Genomic DNA, 21,219 nt, shown 5'->3' with positions numbered 1-21,219 from the left:
CCTTACTTTATCCGGCCTAACTACCCCGGGGCATTCGTTAACCGCTAGGAACCCCGCGGGGGTTTTGTATAAACCGCACAGAGGTCGAGGAATCGCGTGTTGGCCTCCACCTCGCCGATGCTGACCCGGACTCCCTCGTTTCCGAAGGCACGCACGGACAGCGCCCGCTCCCCTGCCAGCTGTGCGAACTCGGCGCTGTCTTCGCCCAGGTTCAGCCAGACAAAGTTCCCCTGCGCCTCTGGAACGAACCAGCCGAGGCCTCGGAGACCGGCCGTCACGCGGTCCCGCTCATCCACCAGGCTTTGTACCCTTTCTACAACCTGATCAAAATTCTGGAGGGACACCACGGCGGCCTGTTCCGCGATCTGGGATACCGCAAAGGGTGTGGCGGCCACGCGAAGGTGCTGCGTGAGTTCCGGCTGGGAGATGCTGTAGCCCACGCGCAACCCGGCGAGGCCGTGTGCCTTGGAGAACGTCCGGAGCGCCACCACATTGGGGTATTTCCGGTACATCCGAATGCCGTCGACGGCGTCTTCCGCCCGGACGAACTCCTGGTAGGCCTCGTCGATGACCACGACCACGTCGGAAGGAACGGTCTTGATGAACCGTTCGGTTTCTTCGGCCGTCAGGATGGGGCCGGTGGGGTTGTTCGGCGTGCAGAGAAGAATGACCTTGGTGCGCATGGTCACGGCTGCCGCCATGGCTTCAAGATTGTGGCGGCCGTCCGGGGTGAGGGGAATACGCACACTCTCGGCCCCGGCCAAACCAACACAGATGGGATAGGCCTCGAAGGAGCGCCATGCGTAGATCACTTCGTCGGCTTTGCCGTCATCGTTCTGGCCGGCGAAGGCTGCCAGAATCTGGTTGAGTGCCCCAAGGCTGCCCGCGCCGGTGACGATGTCCTCGGCCGGCACATCCAGGAAGCCGGCGAGCGCGGTCCGGAGCTTGGTGCTCAGCGGGTCCGGGTAGCGGTTAAAGTCGGTCTGCGCCGCGATGGCCTCGGCAACGGCCGGAATCGGCGGGAGCGGGTTCTCATTAGACGACAGTTTGTAGCTGGCCAGGCCGTCGACGACGACGGGCGGCTTGCCTGCGGCGTAGCGGGGCAGCCGGTCAACCACCGGTCTCGGCCTGACACCGCCCGCCATGGTCTCTGATGAAGTCATGCCAACTAGCCTACTTCGCCCGCCTCCGGCGGTTGTGCCCGTATCCCGCGGTGTCCCGCGAGATATGACAGCATGGGCGCATGCGATCTTTCATCGTCCGCGTGCTCATCAATGGTCTGGCGCTGTGGATTGCCAGCTGGATTCTTCCCGGATTGGACATCACCACCTCGGCCACCACAGAGGCGGTGGCGAAGACCGGCGTCAGCCAGGGGACCGACGCCGCCGGCATCGTCCTGGCCTACCTGTTCATCGGGCTGATTTTTGGGCTGGTCAATGCCTTCGTGCGTCCGATCGTCAGCTTCCTCTCGCTGCCCATCACCATCCTCACCCTGGGCCTGTTCACGATCGTCATCAACGCTGCCATGCTGTACCTGACCTCGTGGATCAGCAGCTATACACCGGTGGACTTCACGATTGACTCGTTCTTCTGGACCGCCGTGCTGGCGGCCATCATTATCACCATCGTTTCGCTGGTGGCCGACAGGATCCCTGGCGCACGCCACCGGTAGGGCAGCTGCCCTGCCGGACGGCCTCACCGACGCCGGCCGTTTCCTTCTGGTGCCCTGCCCGTTCCTTCTGGTGTCCTGCCCGCAGCCTTTCCTTCGACGGTCCGGATGTCCGGTTCGAATCCAGGGCTGAGGCCCGCAAAGTAGTGTTGCGGCTTCGGAGTGCGGACCAGCTGGAAGCGCGTGGCCATGGCCGCTCCCCCGGTACCCACGACCCCGGCAAGCGCCTCTGTTGACGCCGTGAGGGACGGGTCGCTGCTCGCGGCGACCACCCGGGCGCCGGCTTCATAGTTGGTGAGCCTGTGGCCGGGACCGAGCCCCGGAGCCTCGCCCAAGGGCGTCAGCACGCGGTTCTCGAGCGTGACGGTCACCCGGTCCCGGGTGTCCGGATTGATTGCCCCTTCACTCCCCGGGACCCAGTCCTGCCGGTGTTCCAGGTGCAGGCTGCTGATCCCCGGCTCCGGGTTGATGCCCCCGACCGGGGACCCCGCCGTCAGCACGTATTTGAGATCGTACTCGGCGAGAAAGGCCTTGTCCTGGCTCAGGTTCATGGCATGGATCCCGCCCTGGCTGTAGCCAACAGCCACCACCTGGGAGCCTGCCTCCGCCCCTGCCTGCTGCAGCGCTTCCCGGATGGCGGCACTCGTATGCTCGGAGTCGTATCCGAGCGCTTCGACGATTCCGGCCTCATCGAACGGGTTGGGACCGCCCGCGTCTCCGGGCTGGGTGCCGGGAACAACGACGATGAAGGCCTCATGACCCCCGCTGGCCGTCTTGAGGATTTCGATCTTGCCTTTGCCGTCCTCATCCACGGACCGTGCTCTGGACAGTAGCCCCGCGGGGGAGGCGTCAAGGAGGACGTTCGAGCTGGTACCCCCGATTGCCTTGACCTCGCGCGGCCTGAGGTGCGGCATCAGCCCGTCAACCAGCATGCGGACAAAAATGGGGATGCCGGGCCCCTGCATCTCCGATGTCACCGCCAGGCTCGCCGCCTCGAGCGCACGCTCGGGATTTGCCCCCACAAGGGCCATGATGAACGGATAATTGCCTGCGAGCGCCTCTGTGCTGTCCCTGTTCAGCAGCCGGCTAAGGTCAGGGCTGTACGGATTGGGGAACCCGCCGAGGTGCATGTCCACCAACTGTGGCAGCACCAGCTTCAGCGAGTCCGTGCCGAAGCGGAGGTGCGACAGGGTCCGCTGTTCGGCCTCCTCGTACTCCCGCTGGCAGGCCTGTATCTGGCTGCCAATATCCTGCAGTTCCTCCCGCACCGTGGCCACAGCACGCCGCCCTTCCCCGACGGCGGTGAGCGCTTCCGCCCCGCTTGACGGCGGATCGTTTTGGTACGGAACCAGTTCCGTCCAGATTCTGTGGGCAGACACTTCCACGGCGGCAAGGTCCCGGGCCAGATCTTCCAGCCCGCGCGCACCTGCCGCCAGCTCCTCCAGCTGGAAGGCGATTCCCGCCACCCCGCCCCGTACCGAGAAGTGGCCGTCCGGCGCCGCTTCCAGAGGCCGCAGCGGGCCGCCGCTCCCCGACGGCGTCACCTCGGCCATCAGTAGCCCCCAGCCGCAGTCCGCATGGACGACACCGACACATTCCGAGCATGCCCGCGGATCGCCTGCGCGGCCAGGTCCATGCGTTCCTTGGCTCGTCGGAGGGCGGCCGCCTGCAGCCCGATGCTCATCCGGTAGGCCGCCCCGGCGGGCGACTGCCAGTCGGACAGCTGCAGCTGCGAAAGCCGGAACAGAACACCATCGAGCTGCTCCGCACAGGCCTCAGCCCTCCCTGCCAGGAGCTGCACCTCAAACTGGCGCGACGAGCACGCCGACGCGTCGTCCGCGGTAAAGCTGGCGCTCATGTGTTTCCCCTGTCCGTCCGGCCGGCGCTGCCGGCACCCGCCACTTTCTCCCGTCCTGCCGACAACGCTAAGGCGCCCTGCGCTGCTCCTGAACAGCCGCCGTCGGCTATGTGGATAGGCGCCCCGGACGCAGGCTGGGGAGGAGAAGTCACAAGCAACCGCATGCTTCGGCGCGCGCCGGAGTTCATGAAAGAATCAGGTCATGCCTGAAACTGCCGCCACAGCTGACACCCGTACGCCCTCCGGACGCCTGGCCCTCGCCGCCTCACCGGAACAGATTGCGCTCGGCCCGCTGGACGGCCGCTACCAGTCCGCCGTCGCACCCCTCGTTGACTACCTGTCCGAGGCTGCCCTCAACCGCGACCGGGTCGCCGTCGAGGTGGAGTGGCTCATCCACCTGACCAGCAACAACGTCCTGCCGGGCGCGGGCCCGCTGACGGCCGACCAGCAGGAGCAGCTCCGCGCGATCGTCACCGAATTCGACGCCGCCTCCGTGGCTGAACTGGCCGAAATCGAGGCCGTCACGGTTCACGACGTGAAGGCAGTGGAGTACTACATCGGCCGCCGCCTGCCCGCCATCGGCATCGAAAACCTGACCGCCATGGTGCATTTCGGCTGCACCTCCGAGGACATCAACAACCTCTCCTACGCGCTCGGCGTGAAGGGTGCTGTGGAGGACGTGTGGCTGCCGGCCGCACGTGCCCTGGTGGCCCAGATCAGCAGGATGGCGGAGGACAACCGCGCCGTGCCCATGCTGTCCCGCACGCACGGCCAGCCTGCAACGCCCACCACCCTGGGCAAGGAACTCGCCGTCATCGCGCACCGCCTCACCCGCCAGCTCGACCGCATCGCCAAGACCGAGTACCTGGGCAAGATCAACGGCGCCACCGGCACCTACGCCGCCCATGTGGCCTCCGTCCCCGGCGCCGACTGGCAGCACGTCTCCAAGTCATTCGTCGAGGGCCTGGGCCTTGCCTGGAACCCGCTGACCACCCAGATCGAGAGCCACGACTGGCAGGCCGAGCTGTACGCCGACGTCGCCCGCTTCAACCGCATCCTGCACAACGTCTGCACGGACATCTGGAGCTACATCTCCATCGGCTACTTCGCGCAGATCCCGGTGGCGGGTGCCACGGGCTCCTCCACGATGCCGCACAAGGTCAACCCGATCCGCTTTGAAAACGCCGAGGCCAACCTGGAGATCTCCTCCGGGCTCCTGGACGTGCTGGGATCCACGCTGGTCACCTCCCGCTGGCAGCGCGACCTCACGGACTCCTCCAGCCAGCGCAACATCGGCGTGGCGTTCGGCCACTCGCTGCTGGCCATCTCCAATGTGGCCAAGGGCCTGGAACGCCTCGACGTCGCGGAAAGCGTGCTCGCCGCAGACCTGGACACCAACTGGGAGGTCCTGGGCGAAGCGATCCAGATGGTCATGCGCGCCGAGGCGATCGCTGGCGTCGAAGGCATGGAAAACCCGTACGAGCGGCTCAAGGACCTCACCCGCGGGCAGCGCGTTGACGCCGCCCGGATGCAGGAATTCGTCCAGAGCCTGGGCCTTTCTCCCGAAGCCGAAGCCCGGCTGCTGGCACTGACTCCGGGCAAGTACACCGGCATCGCGGCCCAGCTGGTGGATCATTTGAAATAAGAGAACGACGGCGGTGCCGGGCTTCATTGTCCGGCGCCGCTTCCGTTTCTCGCCGCTTTTGCAGCGTGTCCCCCACCTTCACGAAGACGACAAGGAATGAGAACCATGAAGCTCCTGCTCATCCGCCACGGGGAAACCCCCGGGAACGTGCTTGGGCAGCTGGACACCGCCCACCCCGGCCCCGGGCTGACCGAACTCGGAGAACGCCAGGCGGAAGCGCTCCCAAGGGCGCTCGTGAATGAGCCGATCAGCGCCCTGTACGCGTCAACGTTGCTGCGTACCCAGGTCACCGCTGCGCCGCTCGGACGTGAGCTCGGGCTGGACGTGAAGGTGTTGGACGGGATCCACGAGATCGAGGCCGGCGCCCTGGAGAAGCTGACTGACCACGAGGCGCACCGGCGGTACATGACGACGGTCTTCGCCTGGAGCGATGGTGATTTCGACCGCCGGATGCCCGCCGGACCCGACGGGCACGCGTTCTTTGAGCGCTACGACGCGGCCATCGCCAAGGTGGCCGCCGCGGCCGCCGACGTTCCGGACTCAGCCGCCGTCGCCGTCGTGAGCCACGGCGCCGCCATCCGCGTCTGGGCGGGCCTGCGGGCGGACAACATCGACATGGAATTTGCGGCCAGGCATGTGCTCGCAAACACCGGCATCGTGGCCCTTGAAGGGGACCCCGACGCCGGCTGGACCCTCATCCACTGGGACGCCAGCCCGGTGGGCGGCCTGGCCCTGGCCGACCCCACCGCCGAGGATCCGATGGGCCGCTCCGCCGGATAGCGGCCTGCTGGCGGGCGGACTGTTTGGCACTGGACGCGATTCCGGTCGGCGGCCATGATGAAACCAGGTGCGGTGACGGAATGACCAGCCGCAGGTGGCGGCAGCTGCGCCGCGCCGTGGAGGCGTATTGGCATGACACGCATGTCGGGGGTCCCGGAATCCGCCTCCGGGACCGGCTCTTTTGAGCCCGATCGGCACTTCCTCGCAGACTATTACGCACACGTAGCGGCTGAGGACCTCCAGGGCTACAGCGCCGAGACCCTCCGCACCAGGGCCCTGCATCATCTTGAGGTGGGGATGTGCAGGCCTCCCGGTCAGGCTGCCGTGGGCATCCTGAATGAACCGGACGCCAGCATCGTTGCAGTGGTTGCCGAGGACCTGCCCTACCTGCTTCATTCCGTGACAGCAGAACTCACCCGCGGGGATGCGACACTCCATTTGCTCGTGCATCCAACCTTTCGGGTGCTGCGGGATCCTGATTCCCACGTGCTGCTGGGCCTCAGTCCAGGTCCCTCCAGGGAAGGCCTGACCGACCCGTCCCCCAGTGACTCGGGCGACGGGCCAGGCAGCCGCGGAAGCGTCGTCGAGATCTGGGCAGCGGTAGAAATCGGCAGGATGGCGGACGAGACCGCCACCAGCGGGCTCAGGGAACGGCTGCAGCGCGTCCTGGAAGATGTGCGGACCGCCGCTGGGGACGCCGGCGCTATCAGTGCCAGAGTGTCCGACGCCGTCGCCGCGTTGGGCGGCTTTCCGCCCGGCGCGGTTCCACCGGTGGACCAAGTGCGCGAGCTGCTCCTCTGGCTCGCCGACGGCAACTTCGTCTTCCTGGGCTGCCGCGACTATGACATCGCTAGGGGCGACGGACGGGAGCAACTCACCGAACGCCGGGGTTCGGCGCTGGGATTGCTGAGGCGGTCCCCGGAGGACAGCGACAGTGGGCCAAACGCCGGTGATCGCGTCACCGCGGAAAAAGTGCTGACGCTGGCCACGTCCGCTGTCCGGTCAACCGTGCTCAGACGCTCGTACCTGGACGAAGTGCGGCTGGCGGTGCTTGGCCCGGCCGGGGAAGTGGCCGGGGAAATACGGTTTGTCGGGCTGTTCACCCCTGGTGCGGAGCATCAGTCCGTCCGCCGGATTCCCGTCATCCGCGAAAAGGTCCGCACCGTTGGGCAAACACTTGGATTCTCGCCCAGGTCCCACCAGGGCAAGGAACTGCTGGCCATCCTGGAGTCCATTCCGCGCGAGGAACTTTTCCACATGGACCCGGATGAGCTCGCCAGTTTCGCGGCCGAGGCCCTCCGTGCCGAGTCGCTGCGGCGCACGCGGCTTTTCCTTCGACCGGACAGCTTCGGCCGGTTCGTGTCCGTGTTGATCTTCTTTCCGCGCCGCCGGTACAGCACCGCCGTCCGGCTGCTCATGGAGCAGGAACTCCGGCTGGTGTTCAAGGCAACCTCGATCGAATTCGAGGTCCGGCTGACCGAGTCCTCCATGGCCCGGGTGTTCTTCCGGGTTCTGGTGGGGGAATCCTCCGCGGCCCGCGCCGCCGTCGGCGCGGCGGCCGACGCCGGCCCGGCCGCCGTCGACCCTTCCCACCTGGAGCGGCGCCTGATCGCCGCCACCCGGTCCTGGACCGAGGGGCTCGAAGAAGTGCTCCGTGACCGCTTTCCGGCGGACGAGGCGGCCAGGCTCTCCCGGCTGTGGGCTGAGGCATTCCCGCCGAGTTACCGGGCGGATTACGAGGCAGAAGCTGCGGTCCGGGACATCACCACCTTCGAGACCTTCGACCTTGACGGCGAGGGCGGCCGATCCGACGATGATCCCCTGCTGACGGTATATGCCCCGTCAGGCATATACCGTCCCGACGGGCAGGCCCGGCTCCGCCTGTATCTGACAAGGCCCCGCAGCCTTACCCAGATTCTGCCCTTCCTGCACAACCTCGGACTGGAAGTGCTGGACCAGCGGCCGTTTGACATCCTCCGGGGCAATGGCCGGAAGCTGTACCTGTACGACCTGGGCGTGATGTATCCCGCAGGAGCGGATCCCGAGGCAACCAGCCACCTGCTGGCGGACGCGTTCGGTGCTGCCATGCGGGGGGATGTCGAATCCGACCGGATCAACGCGCTCGTCATCCGGGAAGGCGTGGGCTGGCGGGAGGCCTCCATCCTGCGGAGTTATGCCAGGTACCTCCAACAGCTGGGAACCACCAACTCCTACGGCTTCACCGCGGACACCCTGCTCGCCAACGTCCGGGCAACTCGTGCGCTCCTGGCGCTGTTCCGGGCGAAGTTTGACCCGGACTTGGACGTGCCTGGCCGCTTCCGGGATATGGCCGTGGCCCGGGCAGAGCTGCTCTCGGCAATAGAGGAGGTGCCCGTCCTCGACGCCGACAGACTGCTGCGCACCTTCATGAACCTGGTGGAAGCCACACTCCGCACCAACTTCTACCAGGAAAGGCCGCACCTGAGCTTCAAAGTGAATCCTGCGGCCATCTCAAATGCCCCGTATCCGCGGCCAAAGTACGAGATCTGGGTCTATTCCCCACGGGTGGAAGGCGTCCACCTCCGTTTCGGACAGCTCGCCCGCGGCGGGCTCCGCTGGTCGGACCGCAGCGAGGACTTCCGGACCGAAGTACTGGGCCTCGTGAAAGCGCAAAACGTGAAGAACTCCGTCATTGTGCCCACCGGAGCCAAGGGCGGCTTCTATCCCAAGCGGCTACCGGACCCAGCCTCGGACCGGGAGGCCTGGATGGCCGAAGGCCTGGAGTGCTACAGGATCTTCATCAGCGGGCTGCTGGACCTCACGGACAACCTCGTCACTTCGGCGCAGGGCGAGGCCGTGGTTCCTCCCGACCGGGTGGTACGGCACGACGGCGACGACTACTACCTAGTCGTCGCGGCGGACAAAGGCACGGCCGCGTTTTCCGATGCCGCCAACGCTGTGGCGCAGCAGTACGGTTTCTGGCTGGGCGATGCGTTCGCATCCGGCGGCTCCGTAGGGTACGACCACAAACAGATGGGAATCACCGCGCGCGGCGCCTGGGAGTCCGTGAAACACCACTTCCGCGACCTGGGCACCGACCCGCAGCGGGAAGACTTCACGGTGGCCGGCATTGGCGACATGAGCGGCGACGTCTTCGGAAACGGAATGCTGCTTTCGCCGCACATCAACCTCGTGGCGGCGTTCGACCACCGGCACATCTTCCTCGACCCTGACCCGGACGCCCTTGCATCCTTCGAAGAGCGCAGGCGCCTCTTTGGCTTGCCGCGCTCCTCGTGGGCGGACTACGATCCGTCGCTCATCAGCGAGGGCGGCGGCGTCCACTCCCGCCGGGCTAAGGCCATCGATATTACGGAGCAGGTGCGGGAAGCTTTGGGCCTGCAGCCGGGATTGTTGTCTCTGGCGCCCCACGAACTGATGCAGGCGATTCTGCGGGCGCCCGTGGACCTGCTCTACAACGGAGGCATCGGAACCTACGTCAAAGCCTCCTTCGAGCGGAACACGGAGGTGGGAGACAAGGCGAACGACCCCATCCGGATCAACGGCAATGAGCTCCGGGCGCGGGTTGTCGCCGAGGGGGGCAACCTCGGCATTACGCAGCGCGGCCGGATCGAGGCGGCGCTCGGCGGGGTTCTACTGAACACCGATGCGATCGACAACTCGGCGGGGGTGGACTGCTCCGACCACGAGGTCAACATCAAGATCTTCGTCGACCGGATGATCACCGCCGGACGGATGCCGGCCACGGAACGGACCTCCTTCCTGCAGTCGCTCGCCGGCGAAGTGACCCGGCTCGTGCTCGCCAACAACACGGACCAGAACGTCCTGCTGCTCAACGACCGCCACCTGGTGCTGGAGTGGAGCCCGGGGTTCGAACGGACCATGGACTGGCTGGAAAACGCCACCGATCTGGACCGCGAGCTGGAGGGGCTGCCCAGCACGGAGCAACTCCACGAGCGGCTGCGGTCTAGCAAGGGGCTGACCGCGCCGGAGCTGTCCGTGCTCGCCGCCTACGCAAAGGTTGAACTGGCTACGGAACTCAACGCCAGCGACCTCGCGGACGATCGTTGGTTCAAACGGGTCCTGCGCGGGTATTTTCCGCACCAGTTGTCCGAGCGCTTTGACGCCGAACTGGATACGCACCCGCTGCGCCGGCAGATCGTCTGCATGGCGGTAGCCAACGACATGATCAACCTGGGCGGGATCACCTATGCTTTCCGCGCAATCGAGGAAACCACGGCGACAGCGGCAGCGGTGGCCAGGGCCTTCGTAGTGGCACGGGAGGCCTTTGACCTGCCCTGGGTAATGGACCGGCTGAGTGCGCTTCCGCCCGGATATCCGAGTGAGCATGCGGCCCAAGTGGCCATCCATATGCGCCGGGTCCTGGACCGGGCCACGCGCTGGTACGTCACGCATGACCATCGGGACCAGCCCATAGCCGAGGCCCTCGGCAGGATCATGCCCACGCTGGAGCTGCTGCGGACCAGAACCTCGGACTACCTGCGCGGTTCCGACCTTGACCGCGTCCAGGACCGGCTGGCTCACTGGGACAGTGTGGGGCTTCCACATGAGCTGGGAACACGTGCTGCGGACATGCTGGAAAGCTTCGGGCTGCTCGACATCTCCCTCGTGTCCGAGGAAGTGGACGAACCCATCACGGCCATCGCCGATCTGTACTACGCGGTCTTCCAGCGCATCGGTGCGGCGAGCCTCCTCCTGCGCATCACAGACCTGCCACGGCAGAGCCGATGGGAAACCCTGGCGCGCGCGGCCCTGCGCGACGACGTCTACTCCGCGGTGGCGGACATGACCATCTCCGTCATGCAGATGACCCCGGGGCCTGACCCAGAACGAACCGACGTGGTGGAACGCATCGTGGCTTGGGAGCGCGGACACCAGGAGCAGCTGGGGCGCATTAAGGACACGTTTGCCGAAGTCACCAAGCCCGGGCAGGTGGACATAGCCTCGATCTCCGTTGCTCTGAAGCTCCTGAGGACGCTGGTCCGGCGGTGACCTGCCCGCCGCTGGCGTGGATTGTGCCCGCCCCTCCCAATGTTCTCTGGACGCTTACGCACGGGAAACACGACGGTAACCACGCGCCTTTACCGTTGATTTGCATAACCCTTCGGCGAATCGAGGCAGAGATGCAGACCAATCCCAGGCTCAACATCCGCAAAGTCAGCTGGTCCAACCCGGTGGGTGCCGACCTGCGGGCTGCCCAGCAGGCCGAGCTCGATGCACGCTTTGGCTGCACCGATCACGAGCCAGGTCCGAAGCCCTCCGAAGTGGACACCGCCGTCTTCCTGGTGGCCTACGACAAGGGTTCTGGCCAGCCCGTAGGTTGTGGAGGGCTGCGGCTGCTGGATTCCTCCACCGCCGAAATTAAGCGCCTCTACGTCCTCCCGTACACACGCGGCTCGGGGGTGGCCAGCTCCATCCTCGCGGCGCTCGAGGCGGAAGCCTACGCCCAGGGCATTACGCGCGTCACCGCAGAGGCAGGCTCGGCCCAGCCCGACGGCAGGAACTTCTACGAGAACTCCGGCTTCGACCAGGTACCCAACTTCGGTCCCTACATCGGCGTCGAGCACTCCTACTGCTATGCCAAGTCCATCAACGCCCGCAGCGCGGCGCACACGGCCATGGCTTAGGGACGCGGGCCGGCTCGGCGCTCCCACAACCGGCCCTTACCCGCTAGAGCGGCCCTGGCCAGGGCCGTGCTTGTGGGTTGGGGCCGCGCATGCAGGCCAGGGCCGTCCGTCACACTCGGAATGCGCCGTCCGCCGTCGGCTAATCTCGCAGTATGGCAACCGCAGACATAACTTTCCGTACCCGCAAGTGGGTCCGCCCCGAGGACCTCAACGCCAACGGCACGCTGTTCGGCGGAAGCCTGCTGAAGTGGATTGACGAGGAAGCGGCAATCTATGCCATCCTCCAGTTGGGCAACGGCCGGGCCGTCACCAAGTACATCTCTGAGATCAACTTCGTCAGCTCCGCCGTGCAGGGCGACCTGATCGAAATGGGCCTGACAGCCACCCGGTTCGGCCGCACGTCGCTGACCATGCGGGCCGAGGTCCGCAACATGATCACGCGCCAGAGCATCCTCACGATCGAGGAGATCGTGTTCGTGAACCTTAGCCCCAACGGCAAGCCCGAGCCGCACGGCTACACGGAAATCACCTACGACCGCGACCGCATTCCCACGCACCACCTCACCGAGACGCTCGCGCAGGACTAGCGCACCGCCGTCGTCCGTTCACGCCGGAACCTGCCCTCCCCCGCTGAGGCGGCCCGGGCCAGCGCCGGCTGTGCGGGGCACGGCCTGTTGTGCGGGGGCGCCTGCCGGGCAAGCGTCGCTACCGGGCCGCGAGCCGGAGCAGCCGGTCGCGCAGCGGCTGTGCCCGCTCGGCGAGGGCGAGGCGCGTCATGGCAGAGGACGCCACTCGCAGCAGCCGGGTCCGGAGCAGCCTCTGCCGGTTGTATTCACTGAGGGCTTCGTCCAGCGGCCTGGCGTTCAGCACTTCGGCCAGTGCCACGGCGTCCACGAGTGCTTCGCACGCCCCGCGGCCCAGATTGGGTGTCATGCCGTGCGCGGCGTCGCCCACGAGGACGGCCCCTGGCCGCGCGTAGCTGCCGAGGTCCGGGGCGGTCCAGATCCGCTGGGCGAGCGTTGATTCCGGCGTAGCCTGCTGCAGCACGTTCCTGACGGCCGGCGCAGCCCCGGCGTACCGTTCCCGTGCACGCTCCAGCGCCTCGGCCACCTCGACTCCTGCCGGCCCGAGCTCCGAACGGAAGGAGGCATACCAGTACGTCCTGCCGCCGGACGCCGGGGTGATCCCGAACAGCTGCCCGCGCCCCCAGTACTCACCGCCGGTTTCCGGCGCAACGGGCACAGGAAGGACGCCGCGCAATGCCACGTACGGCGTCAGCTTGGCGTTGGCCCTCGGGCCCCAGAATGCGCGGCGGACCACGCTGTGGACACCGTCGGCGCCGACCACCAGGCCTGCGGCCAGCGGTCCGGTGGCGGGGATGTCTTCCACTTTGCGCTCCGCCCTGCGCACGCTCCGGGGCACCGCGGCGTCGAGGAGCCTGATCAGGTCTGCCCGGGACACACCCACGACGCCCCGGACTTCCGGTGACGCCCACGAGCCGCCGGCCGCATCCCGCAGGGCCATCCCGCCGAAAGTGGCGCCGACTGCTTTGATCTCCGGAAGGATCCCGAGAACGGCCAGCGCGCCCTGCGCCTCCGGCCACATCGCGAGGGAAGTTTCTACCCTCGGCAGGCCAGGCCGCTGCTCGTGGACGGTCACGTCGAAGCGCTCCGGGTCGAGGCCTGCCGCGAGTGCCAGGCCGGCAATGCCGCCGCCGACGATGTTTATCGCTTCCATGGACCGATGGTAAGCCCGACGGCGGTTGGCGGCCCGTCTGTTCAGCTCCCGTTTGGGCGGCCGTCACCCGCACAACCGGCCGGGGCCACGGCCGGTCATGCGGTCCGGGGCCGGTTTAGCAAATGTTCATAAAATCGATAGCGATAATCAGCCCAAGCAGCCGTTTGCCGCTATAGGCTAATCGGATAACGCCTGGTTTCATTTCAGAAATGAGTCTCATCGTGCACAAATTGAAAACTGTTGCCGCTGCAGCCATCAGCGTCCTGTTCCTGGCCGGGTGCGGCAGCGGGACGGGGGCACCGGCGGCCTCCGAAAGCGCCTCCGGCGGAACGTCAGCCGGCTCCTCCAGTGAAACGCTGATCGTCTATACAAATTCGAACGGTGAAGGCCGCGGTGAATGGCTGACAAAGAAGGCAGAAGCCGCCGGCTTCACCATTGAAATCGTTGGCGCCGGCGGGGCGGACGCGACGAACAAGCTAATCGCCGAGAAGAACAATCCGATTGCCGACGTCGCCTTCGGTTTGAACAACATGTACTTCGAGCAAATCAAAGCTGCAGACGCCATCGAGCCGTTCACCCCCTCATGGTCAGCCGAAGTGGACGCCGAACTCGGTGACCCCGGTGAAAGCAAGGCGTACTGGCCACTGGTCAAGCAGGCCATCCTCCTCGGCTACAACTCGGACAAGTTCCCCGCGGACAAGGCGCCTCGGGACTGGACCGACCTATGGACGAAGGACGAATTCAAGAACCGCTATGAGCGCGTCACGGGGCTCGGAACCGCTACCGCCCAGCTGGTCTTCGCCGGCATCCTCACTCGGTACAAGGACGACGCCGGCGATCTCGGGGTTTCGGATGAAGGCTGGCGCCAGATAGAACAGTATTTCCAGAACGGAAACCCGGCCGTAGCGAAGACCGACCTTTTTGCACGCATAGCGGCCGGAGACGTCGATATGGGACAAATGCCGTCCTCGATCATTCCGGAACGCGAAAAGTCATTCAAGGTAAATGTGGATGTGGCCAAACCCTCGGTGGGCGTCCCGTTCGCCGTCGAACAGGTCGCCTTGGTCAAGGGAACGGACAAAAAGGACCAGGCCCTCAAATTCATCAACTGGTTCGGCAGCGCTGAAGTCCAAGGCGAATGGGCGCAGGAATTCAGCTCCATGCCGGCCAACAAAGCCGCGGCCGAAAAGGCAAAGCCGGAAGTGGTCGAATTCAGCAATTCGCTCAAGCAGCAGGAAATTGACTGGAAATTCGTCCAGGAGAATATCGGAGCCTGGGTCGAGAAAATCGAGCTGGAGTACATGACGTAGCCATGATCCGCCTGGAGAACATAGAGGTTACCTTCGGAGATTTCACCGCGATCCCGCAGCTGAACCTGGAGGTGGAGCGGGGAGAGTTTTTCACTCTGCTCGGACCCTCGGGCTGCGGAAAGACGACCGCCCTTCGCACATTGGCCGGATTCATCGATCCCTCGGCCGGAGAGGTGTTCGTCGACGGCAAGGCCGTGACGAGGCTTCCCAGCGACAAACGCCAGGTGGGCATGGTGTTCCAGAACTACGCCCTGTTCCCGAGCATGACGGTGTGGGAAAACATCGCCTTCGGCCTGCGCGTCCGCAAGGAAACACCGGCTGAGAGCGACCGCATGGTGCGCGAAATCGCCGACCGCGTCGACCTCTCCGCCAGCCAGCTGCGCAAGAACGTGGCTGAGCTCTCGGGGGGCCAGCAGCAGCGGGTGGCGGTGGCCCGCGCCCTGGTCCTCCAGCCGAAGATCCTGCTCCTCGACGAGCCGCTGTCCAACCTGGATGCCAAGCTCCGCCACCAGCTGCGCCAGCAGCTCAAGGAACTCCAAAGCGAGTTTGGCATCACCACCGTCTATGTGACGCACGACCAGGACGAAGCACTGGCAATGAGCGACCGGATCGCCGTCTTCAACAAGGGGGTGGTGGAGCAGGTGGGCACACCCCAGACGATCTACGACGCCTCGGCCACGGAATTCGTCTGCACGTTCATCGGCGACAGTTCGGTGCTCACCAGCGACTTCATTGCCGAACTGAACGGGCACTCGGGCGGCATCCTTGACCCCGGCGCCAACTCCTACCTCAGGGTGGAAAAGGCGTCGCTGACCCAGCCGGCCGGCAACTCCGACGCCGTCCCGGTGCAGGGCGTGGTGGTCTCGCGGAGTTACCACGGCCTGCACAGCCGATACACCGTGCGCTGCCACGGCTCGGACGTGCGTCTGCTCGTCAAGGAGGACGGCGGGGTGCATCCCGAGCCGGGCGGCGCAGCCACGGTCTATGTCCGGCCAATCCACGTGCTGCAATATGACCCGCACACCGGGGAAGCCGTGGGCAACCCGGCTCTGGCAGCCTCGCGGCCATGAATCCCACGCCAGTCCGCAGCATGGTCAGGTCGCCGTTCGTGCTTTTCGTGGGCGTGGTCCTGACGTGGTTCATCGCTGCCTTCCTCGTCTGGCCCAACGCCAACGTCCTGATCGAAACGTTCTTTCCCGACGGACGCTTCTCCGGACGTGCCGCGGAGAAACTCCTCTCCTCAGAACGCGCCATGAAATCCCTCGGCAACAGCTTCCTGCTGGCGGCGGCGCTCTCCGTAACTGTGAACGTCGTCGGGATCTTCATCGTGCTGGTCACGCACTACTTCAGGATCCGTGGCGCCCGGATTCTGTTCCTGGGGTATGCCACCACCTTTATCTATGGCGGCATCGTGCTCGCGGCCGGCTACAAGTTCATCTACGGGGACAAGGGCATCGTCACCGCCCTCTTGAGCAACCTCTTCCCCGGCATGGACCGCAACTGGTTCTCCGGGTTTTTGGCGGTCCTGGTAGTCATGACCTTTGCAACCACCACCAACCACATGCTGTTCGTGGCGAACGCACTCAAGGGCGTGGACCACCAGACGATCGAGGCCGCAAAGAACATGGGGGCCTCCACCTGGACCATCCTCCGGCGGATCGTCCTGCCGATGCTCAAGCCCACCCTGTTCGCCGTCACCATCCTCTCCTTCCTCACGGGACTCGGCGCGCTCAGCGCACCGCAGGTCCTCGGCGGCCGGGAGTTCCAGACCATCACACCGATGATCCTCACCTTCACGAACAGCCCCACGTCCCGTGACCTGGCCGCCCTGCTGGCTGTGATTCTCGGCGTGGCCACCATCCTGATGCTGGCCGTCATGACCCGCATGGAGAGGGGCGGCACGTACTTTTCGGTGTCGAAGGTATCCTCGGCCCTGGAGAAGCAAAAGATCGCCCATCCTGTGGGCAACGCCATCGTGCATGTGGCGGCGTACGTCCTGTTCGCCATCTACACCCTGCCGGTGGCACTGATCGTGATCTACTCCTTCGCGGACAGCGCAGCCATCCAGACCGGGCAGATCTCCTTCGACAGCCTGACCCTGGACAACTACGTCCGGGTACTGACCCAGCCCTCGGGGCTGCGGCCGTTCGTCATCAGCATCGTGTACAGCGCACTGGCTGCTGTGATTGCCGTGGGTGGACTGCTGTTCGTCGCCCGCCTGTTGCAGAAGCACCGCAACTGGCTCACGGCCGTCTTCGAATACCTGCTCCACATTCCCTGGATCCTGCCCTCGGCCCTGCTCGCCCTCGGTCTGATCATCAGCTACGACCACCCGAATCCGCTCGTGGGCGGTGCCGTGCTGACCGGCACCACCGTCATCCTGCTGATCGCCTTCGTGACGGTGAAAATCCCCTTCACGCTGAGGATGCTGAAAGCGTCCTTCGCCTCAGTGAACTCCTCCCTTGAGGAGGCTGGGGCCATCATGGGAGCCGGGACGCTGTACGTCTTCCGCCGGATCCTGCTCCCGCTGGTGCTGCCAACGGCCGCGGCCATCGCCGCCCTCAACTTCAACAGCATGCTGGATGACTACGACACCGCAATCTTCCTGGCCCATCCCCTTGTCCAGCCCCTAGGCCTGGTTATCAAGGCCAACACGGACGGCGCCGAGGGCGTGGAGGGTGTCTCCAATACGTTCGTCTACACGGTCCTGCTCATGATCATCACCGGCCTGACCATGTACCTGGTGTACGGAAGAACCCGCCGGCGTGACGCGTCCCCCGCCCAGAATGACCCGGCACAGAAGGACCTGAAAAAGAAGGATTCAGCGCTGTCGGTAGCTTAGGCGGAGGGCCAGCCGGTGTAGGCCTCGGCCAGGTAGGCGCGGCCGTGGCGGGATGACACCACGGAGTTGAGCTCGCCGAGCTGGCGTGCACGGGAGAAGTCATCGGCGTCCGCCGGCGTGTGCAGCATGGACGTCATCCAGTACGAGAATTGCTGTGCCTTCCACACCCGGTCCAGCGCGCGGTCGCTGTACGAATCCAGGAGCGCCGAGGAGCCGCTCTTGTAATAGCTGTCCAGGCCTTCAAACAGCACCTTGACGTCGTGGATGGCCAGGTTCAGGCCCTTGGCGCCGGTGGGCGGGACGGTATGTGCGGCGTCTCCGGCCAGGAACAGCTTCCCGTGCCGCATGGGCGTGTGCACGAAGCTGCGGAATTTCAGGACCATCTTGTCGATGACCGGGCCCTCCTTGAGCTCAAAGCCGTTGCCGTTGACCCGGCTGCGGAAGGCGTCCCAGATCCGTTCCTCGCTCCAGTTGTTCACGTCCTCGTTCGGATCACACTGGAAGTACATCCGCTGCACGGTTTCGGTGCGCTGGCTGATTAGAGCGAAGCCGTTGTCCGAGTTGGCGTAAATGAGCTCATCGGAGCTGCGCGGTGCCTCCGCGAGGATGCCGAACCAGGCGAACGGGTATTCGTGGAAGTACCACTTGCGGTGTGCCTCCGGGATCTGGAAGCGGCAGTGGCTGCGCGAACCGTCGGCGCCGGCGATGAAATCAGCATGCAGTTCGAATTCCGTGCCATCGGCGTCCGTGAACCAGACCTTCGGAGATCCTTCCAGATCGTGAACGGTGGTGTCCGTGACGCTGTAGCGGACGTCCCCGCCGTCGTCCGCACGGCGTGCGGCAAGGTCCATGAAAACGTCGGTCTGCGGGTAGAGCCAGACCGACTCGCCTACCAGGTCCTTGAAGTCGATGCGGTGGCTTTCTCCGTTGAAGCGCAGTTCGATGCCGTCGTGCCGGTCCCCCTCGCGCAGGACGCGGTCGGAGCCGCCGCTGTCCACGAGCATGTTGACGGTTCCGTGCTCCAGGATGCCTGCGCGGACGGTCTCGGAGATCTCCTGGCGGCTGCGGATTTCAATCACAGTGGATTCAATGCCGGCCTTCGCCAGCAGGTGGGACAGCATGAGTCCGGCCGGACCGGCGCCCATGATGGCGACTTGGGTTTTGATAGTTTTGCGTGCTGCCACGATGTTCCTCGCTTCGTTGCGGGGCCCTCGGCGTGAGTACTGGGGCCAGCTTGCTTCTGCCTAACAGTGTGCGCCGGGACATGTGGGGAGCGTTACAGCGATTCCGATGAATGGAATGAGGCGGACGTACTGGAGTCGCCCAGCCGCCGCGCAATCCCCCTGGCCGCCGTCTGAAGGGCTGGCACCAGTGCCTGCAGGCGCACCTCCCGCAGGGGGACGACGACGCCGAGCGCCGCCACCGCGCGTTTCTTTCCGTCGAGCACGGGAACAGCAATCCCCCAGGTGTCGGGGTCTATCACTCCCGCCAGCTGTGCATACCCCTGATGGGCAGCCTCGGTCAGCAGGGCTCGGAGATCCTCCGGCGTCACCTTGCCGGCCGGATCCGTAAACTGCTCGAGGTACGCAGCCTGCACGGACCGCGGCTGGAACGACATCAGGGCCAGCCCCGCTGAGGAGACATGCACCGCCAGCCGGCCGGCGATCTGGGCACGGTTCGCCACGGAGCCCCGCCGGGAAAGCCGCTCCACGAAGAGCGCCTCCCAACCGTCCAAAACCGCAAGGTTCACGTTCTGGTTGAGGACGTGCTGGATGTCCTCCATGAACGGCATCGCAGCCTGCCGGAGAGCCAGCGTGGGCGAATTGCGGTTGACGAGCTCCCACAGGCGCAGCCCCAGCCGCACGGATCCTCCGGCGCTGGTTTCAAGGAGGCCGTGCTGGGCCAGCTGCCGGACCAGCCGGTGCGCCGTGGTGAGCGGCAGCTGTGCGCGGTCTGCCAGCTCCGAGAGCTGAAGGACGCTCACGCCTTCCGGGAAGGCCGCGATGACACGCACCACCCGGTCCACCACCGAGTCGCCGGAGACTGAATTGGCCACGACCCTCCGCTTCCATTCAATGGTTTGGGTTGTCCCAGATTACACCCCCGGGTGATACAACTCTCATGTCAGCCGCCGCTGCCGCCTTCACCGCCTGCGGCGTCAACCCGAACAACGAGGTTCCCATGTCATCGCTCTCAGTCGCCCGCCGTTCCCAGTGGCCCGTATGGCTTTGCTGGCTCGCCATGGTGCTGGACGGATTCGATCTGGTGGTGCTCGGCACCGTCATTCCCACCTTGATCAAGACCCAGGACCTTGGGTTCGACGCCGTGGGGGCCACCTACGCAGCCACCATCTCCCTGGTGGGCGTGGGTATCGGAGCCTTGTTCATCGCTCCCCTCTCCGACCGGTTCGGACGCCGTCGACTGTTGGTGGCATGCGTAGCCTGGTTTTCCCTGTTCACCATCGCCGTGGTGTTCGCCCCGAACGTCGCCATGTTCGGCATCTTCCGCCTCCTCGCGGGCGTGGGTCTCGGGGCCTGCCTTCCAGCGGCCCTGGCGTACATGAACGACTACGCCCCGGCTGGCACCGCCGGGAAGTCCACCACGCGGACCATGACCGGCTACCACGTGGGCGCCGTGGCCACCGCGTTCCTTGCCATCCTGGTGGTGCCGGACTGGCGGATCATGTTCGTGGTGGGCGGTGTGGCCGGATTCGTGCTGGTGCCGTTCCTGTGGTTCCGGCTTCCTGAGACCCTGCCCCCGGTCCACGCGGAACACGGCCAGGAGCCCGTGGGTGCAGCCGCTTCAGCTACACAGGAACACGCAGCCACCCAGGAGCACGCGGCCCCCAGGGCACACCGCCCCGTCGCCGTCCCGGCGGCCGAACCCGAGGCCGCTCCGGCGTCCCTGCTGCCAGCGGGCGAATCCGGGGACCGCGCCAGCTTCCGTGACCTCACCAAGAAGCCCTATCCGCTGGTGGCGCTGGGCATCGCCGTGGCGTCGTTCATGGGGCTCCTGCTCGTGTACGGCCTGAATACGTGGCTGCCGCAGCTCATGGCCTCCGCCGGGTACACGGTGAGCACCGGTCTGGTCCTGCTGCTGGTGCTGAACGTCGGCGCCGTGGTGGGGCTGATCGTGGCCGGCATCCTGGCCGACAAGCACGGCACCAAGAAGATCGTGCTGCTGTGGTTCGGCCTGTCCGCCGTCTTCCTCGCCGTGCTCAGCGTCAAGATCCAGAACGAGTTCCTGCTCAACGCCGCCGTCTTCGTTACCGGCGTCTTCGTCTTCAGTTCGCAGGTACTGGTCTATGCCTGGGTCAGCCAGCTCTTCCCGCCCCGGCTCCGCGGAACAGCCCTCGGCTTCGCGGCGGGTGTCGGACGCATGGGCGCCATCATGGGCCCGGCAGTAACCGGAACGCTCGTGGCGGCCGGCATCGCCTACCCGTGGGGGTTCTACGTCTTCGGCGCCGCGGCGCTCCTGGCGGTCGTTGCCCTGGTGACCGTCCCCCACGCGATCGCCCCGGCACCCGGCCAGGCACCCGCCGTCGGGCGTTCCTGACACCACGAACGGCCCCCGCCCGCAAAACCGGCCCCGACCCGGTATATATCAAGCTGTTTGTGACAGCGGGGTGGTTTGTTTGTTGTTGATCCCGGCTTTGGGAGGGACTCCCGGTGCTGAGGGTTGGTTCCGGTATCGGTGTGGGTTGCGGGCGTAGCAGGCGTCGAGCGTTGCTTGC

Annotated in this window: 16 protein-coding genes; 10 read left to right on the top strand and 6 right to left on the bottom strand. The window is 65.7% G+C overall.

What is annotated here, in order from left to right; translation table 11 throughout:
- Window positions 1-44 precede the first annotated feature (44 nt).
- Window positions 45-1,163: a histidinol-phosphate transaminase gene (locus JYA52_RS02175; protein WP_205651509.1), complete on the bottom strand. Its 1,119-nt coding sequence runs from the start codon at window positions 1,161-1,163 to the stop codon at window positions 45-47.
- Window positions 1,164-1,243: 80 nt separating this feature from the next.
- On the opposite strand from JYA52_RS02175, the gene JYA52_RS02170 reads away from it, so the two are divergent.
- Window positions 1,244-1,672, top strand: a complete 429-nt coding sequence (locus JYA52_RS02170; RefSeq protein ID WP_205651508.1) for a phage holin family protein — start codon at window positions 1,244-1,246, stop codon at window positions 1,670-1,672.
- A gap of 23 nt (window positions 1,673-1,695) precedes the next feature.
- On the opposite strand, the gene JYA52_RS02165 is transcribed toward JYA52_RS02170, so the two are convergent.
- On the bottom strand, window positions 1,696-3,222 hold the full coding sequence (locus JYA52_RS02165; protein ID WP_205651507.1) for a hypothetical protein: 1,527 nt from the start codon (window positions 3,220-3,222) through the stop codon (window positions 1,696-1,698).
- Window positions 3,222-3,527, bottom strand: coding sequence for a hypothetical protein (locus tag JYA52_RS02160; RefSeq protein WP_205651506.1), 306 nt, complete (start codon window positions 3,525-3,527; stop codon window positions 3,222-3,224). Before JYA52_RS02160 ends, JYA52_RS02165 begins: the two co-directional genes overlap by 1 nt.
- A 202-nt stretch (window positions 3,528-3,729) precedes the next feature.
- On the opposite strand from JYA52_RS02160, the gene purB reads away from it, so the two are divergent.
- The 5 genes from purB (at window position 3,730) to JYA52_RS02135 (ending at window position 12,184) form a co-directional block, all read left to right on the top strand.
- Window positions 3,730-5,172 (top strand): adenylosuccinate lyase, encoded by a 1,443-nt coding sequence (purB, locus tag JYA52_RS02155; RefSeq protein WP_205651505.1) that lies wholly within the window; start codon window positions 3,730-3,732, stop codon window positions 5,170-5,172.
- A gap of 105 nt (window positions 5,173-5,277) precedes the next feature.
- A complete protein-coding gene (locus tag JYA52_RS02150; RefSeq protein WP_205651504.1) occupies window positions 5,278-5,952 on the top strand; it encodes a histidine phosphatase family protein in 675 nt (224 codons plus the stop codon).
- Between the two features lie 132 nt (window positions 5,953-6,084).
- Window positions 6,085-10,962, top strand: coding sequence for an NAD-glutamate dehydrogenase (locus JYA52_RS02145; RefSeq protein WP_372433705.1), 4,878 nt, complete (start codon window positions 6,085-6,087; stop codon window positions 10,960-10,962).
- Between the two features lie 131 nt (window positions 10,963-11,093).
- Window positions 11,094-11,597 (top strand): GNAT family N-acetyltransferase, encoded by a 504-nt coding sequence (locus JYA52_RS02140; RefSeq protein ID WP_205651503.1) that lies wholly within the window; start codon window positions 11,094-11,096, stop codon window positions 11,595-11,597.
- 152 nt (window positions 11,598-11,749) lie between these two features.
- Window positions 11,750-12,184: an acyl-CoA thioesterase gene (locus tag JYA52_RS02135; protein WP_205651502.1), complete on the top strand. Its 435-nt coding sequence runs from the start codon at window positions 11,750-11,752 to the stop codon at window positions 12,182-12,184.
- Window positions 12,185-12,302: 118 nt separating this feature from the next.
- Here JYA52_RS02135 and JYA52_RS02130 read toward each other — a convergent pair whose 3' ends face one another.
- Window positions 12,303-13,334 (bottom strand): FAD-dependent monooxygenase, encoded by a 1,032-nt coding sequence (locus JYA52_RS02130; protein WP_205651501.1) that lies wholly within the window; start codon window positions 13,332-13,334, stop codon window positions 12,303-12,305.
- A 221-nt stretch (window positions 13,335-13,555) separates the two neighbouring features.
- On the opposite strand from JYA52_RS02130, the gene JYA52_RS02125 reads away from it, so the two are divergent.
- Genes JYA52_RS02125 through JYA52_RS02115 form a run of 3 tightly spaced genes read left to right on the top strand, consistent with a single transcriptional unit; the run spans window position 13,556 to window position 17,486 of the window.
- Window positions 13,556-14,644: an extracellular solute-binding protein gene (locus tag JYA52_RS02125; protein WP_205651500.1), complete on the top strand. Its 1,089-nt coding sequence runs from the start codon at window positions 13,556-13,558 to the stop codon at window positions 14,642-14,644.
- Between the two features lie 2 nt (window positions 14,645-14,646).
- Window positions 14,647-15,714, top strand: coding sequence for an ABC transporter ATP-binding protein (locus JYA52_RS02120; RefSeq protein ID WP_205651499.1), 1,068 nt, complete (start codon window positions 14,647-14,649; stop codon window positions 15,712-15,714).
- Window positions 15,711-17,486 (top strand): ABC transporter permease, encoded by a 1,776-nt coding sequence (locus JYA52_RS02115; protein WP_205651498.1) that lies wholly within the window; start codon window positions 15,711-15,713, stop codon window positions 17,484-17,486. The genes JYA52_RS02120 and JYA52_RS02115 overlap by 4 nt, the downstream gene beginning before the upstream one ends.
- Here the strand turns inward: JYA52_RS02115 and JYA52_RS02110 are convergent.
- Both JYA52_RS02110 and JYA52_RS02105 read right to left on the bottom strand, forming a co-directional pair.
- Window positions 17,483-18,670 carry a 4-hydroxybenzoate 3-monooxygenase gene (locus tag JYA52_RS02110; protein ID WP_205651497.1) on the bottom strand — a complete coding sequence of 396 codons (1,188 nt, stop codon included), beginning with the start codon at window positions 18,668-18,670 and terminating at the stop codon, window positions 17,483-17,485. The two genes, JYA52_RS02115 and JYA52_RS02110, sit on opposite strands and share 4 nt — an antisense overlap.
- A gap of 92 nt (window positions 18,671-18,762) precedes the next feature.
- A complete protein-coding gene (locus JYA52_RS02105; RefSeq protein WP_205651496.1) occupies window positions 18,763-19,542 on the bottom strand; it encodes an IclR family transcriptional regulator in 780 nt (259 codons plus the stop codon).
- 125 nt (window positions 19,543-19,667) lie between these two features.
- Between JYA52_RS02105 and JYA52_RS02100 the strand changes: the two genes are divergently transcribed.
- A complete protein-coding gene (locus JYA52_RS02100; RefSeq protein ID WP_205651525.1) occupies window positions 19,668-21,041 on the top strand; it encodes an MFS transporter in 1,374 nt (457 codons plus the stop codon).
- Window positions 21,042-21,219 lie beyond the last annotated feature (178 nt).

Source organism: Arthrobacter pascens (assembly GCF_017052465.1).
GTDB classification, from domain to species: domain Bacteria; phylum Actinomycetota; class Actinomycetes; order Actinomycetales; family Micrococcaceae; genus Arthrobacter; species Arthrobacter pascens.
Note: the sequence above shows the minus strand (reverse complement) of the source record. Positions and strands in the feature narration are given on the sequence as shown.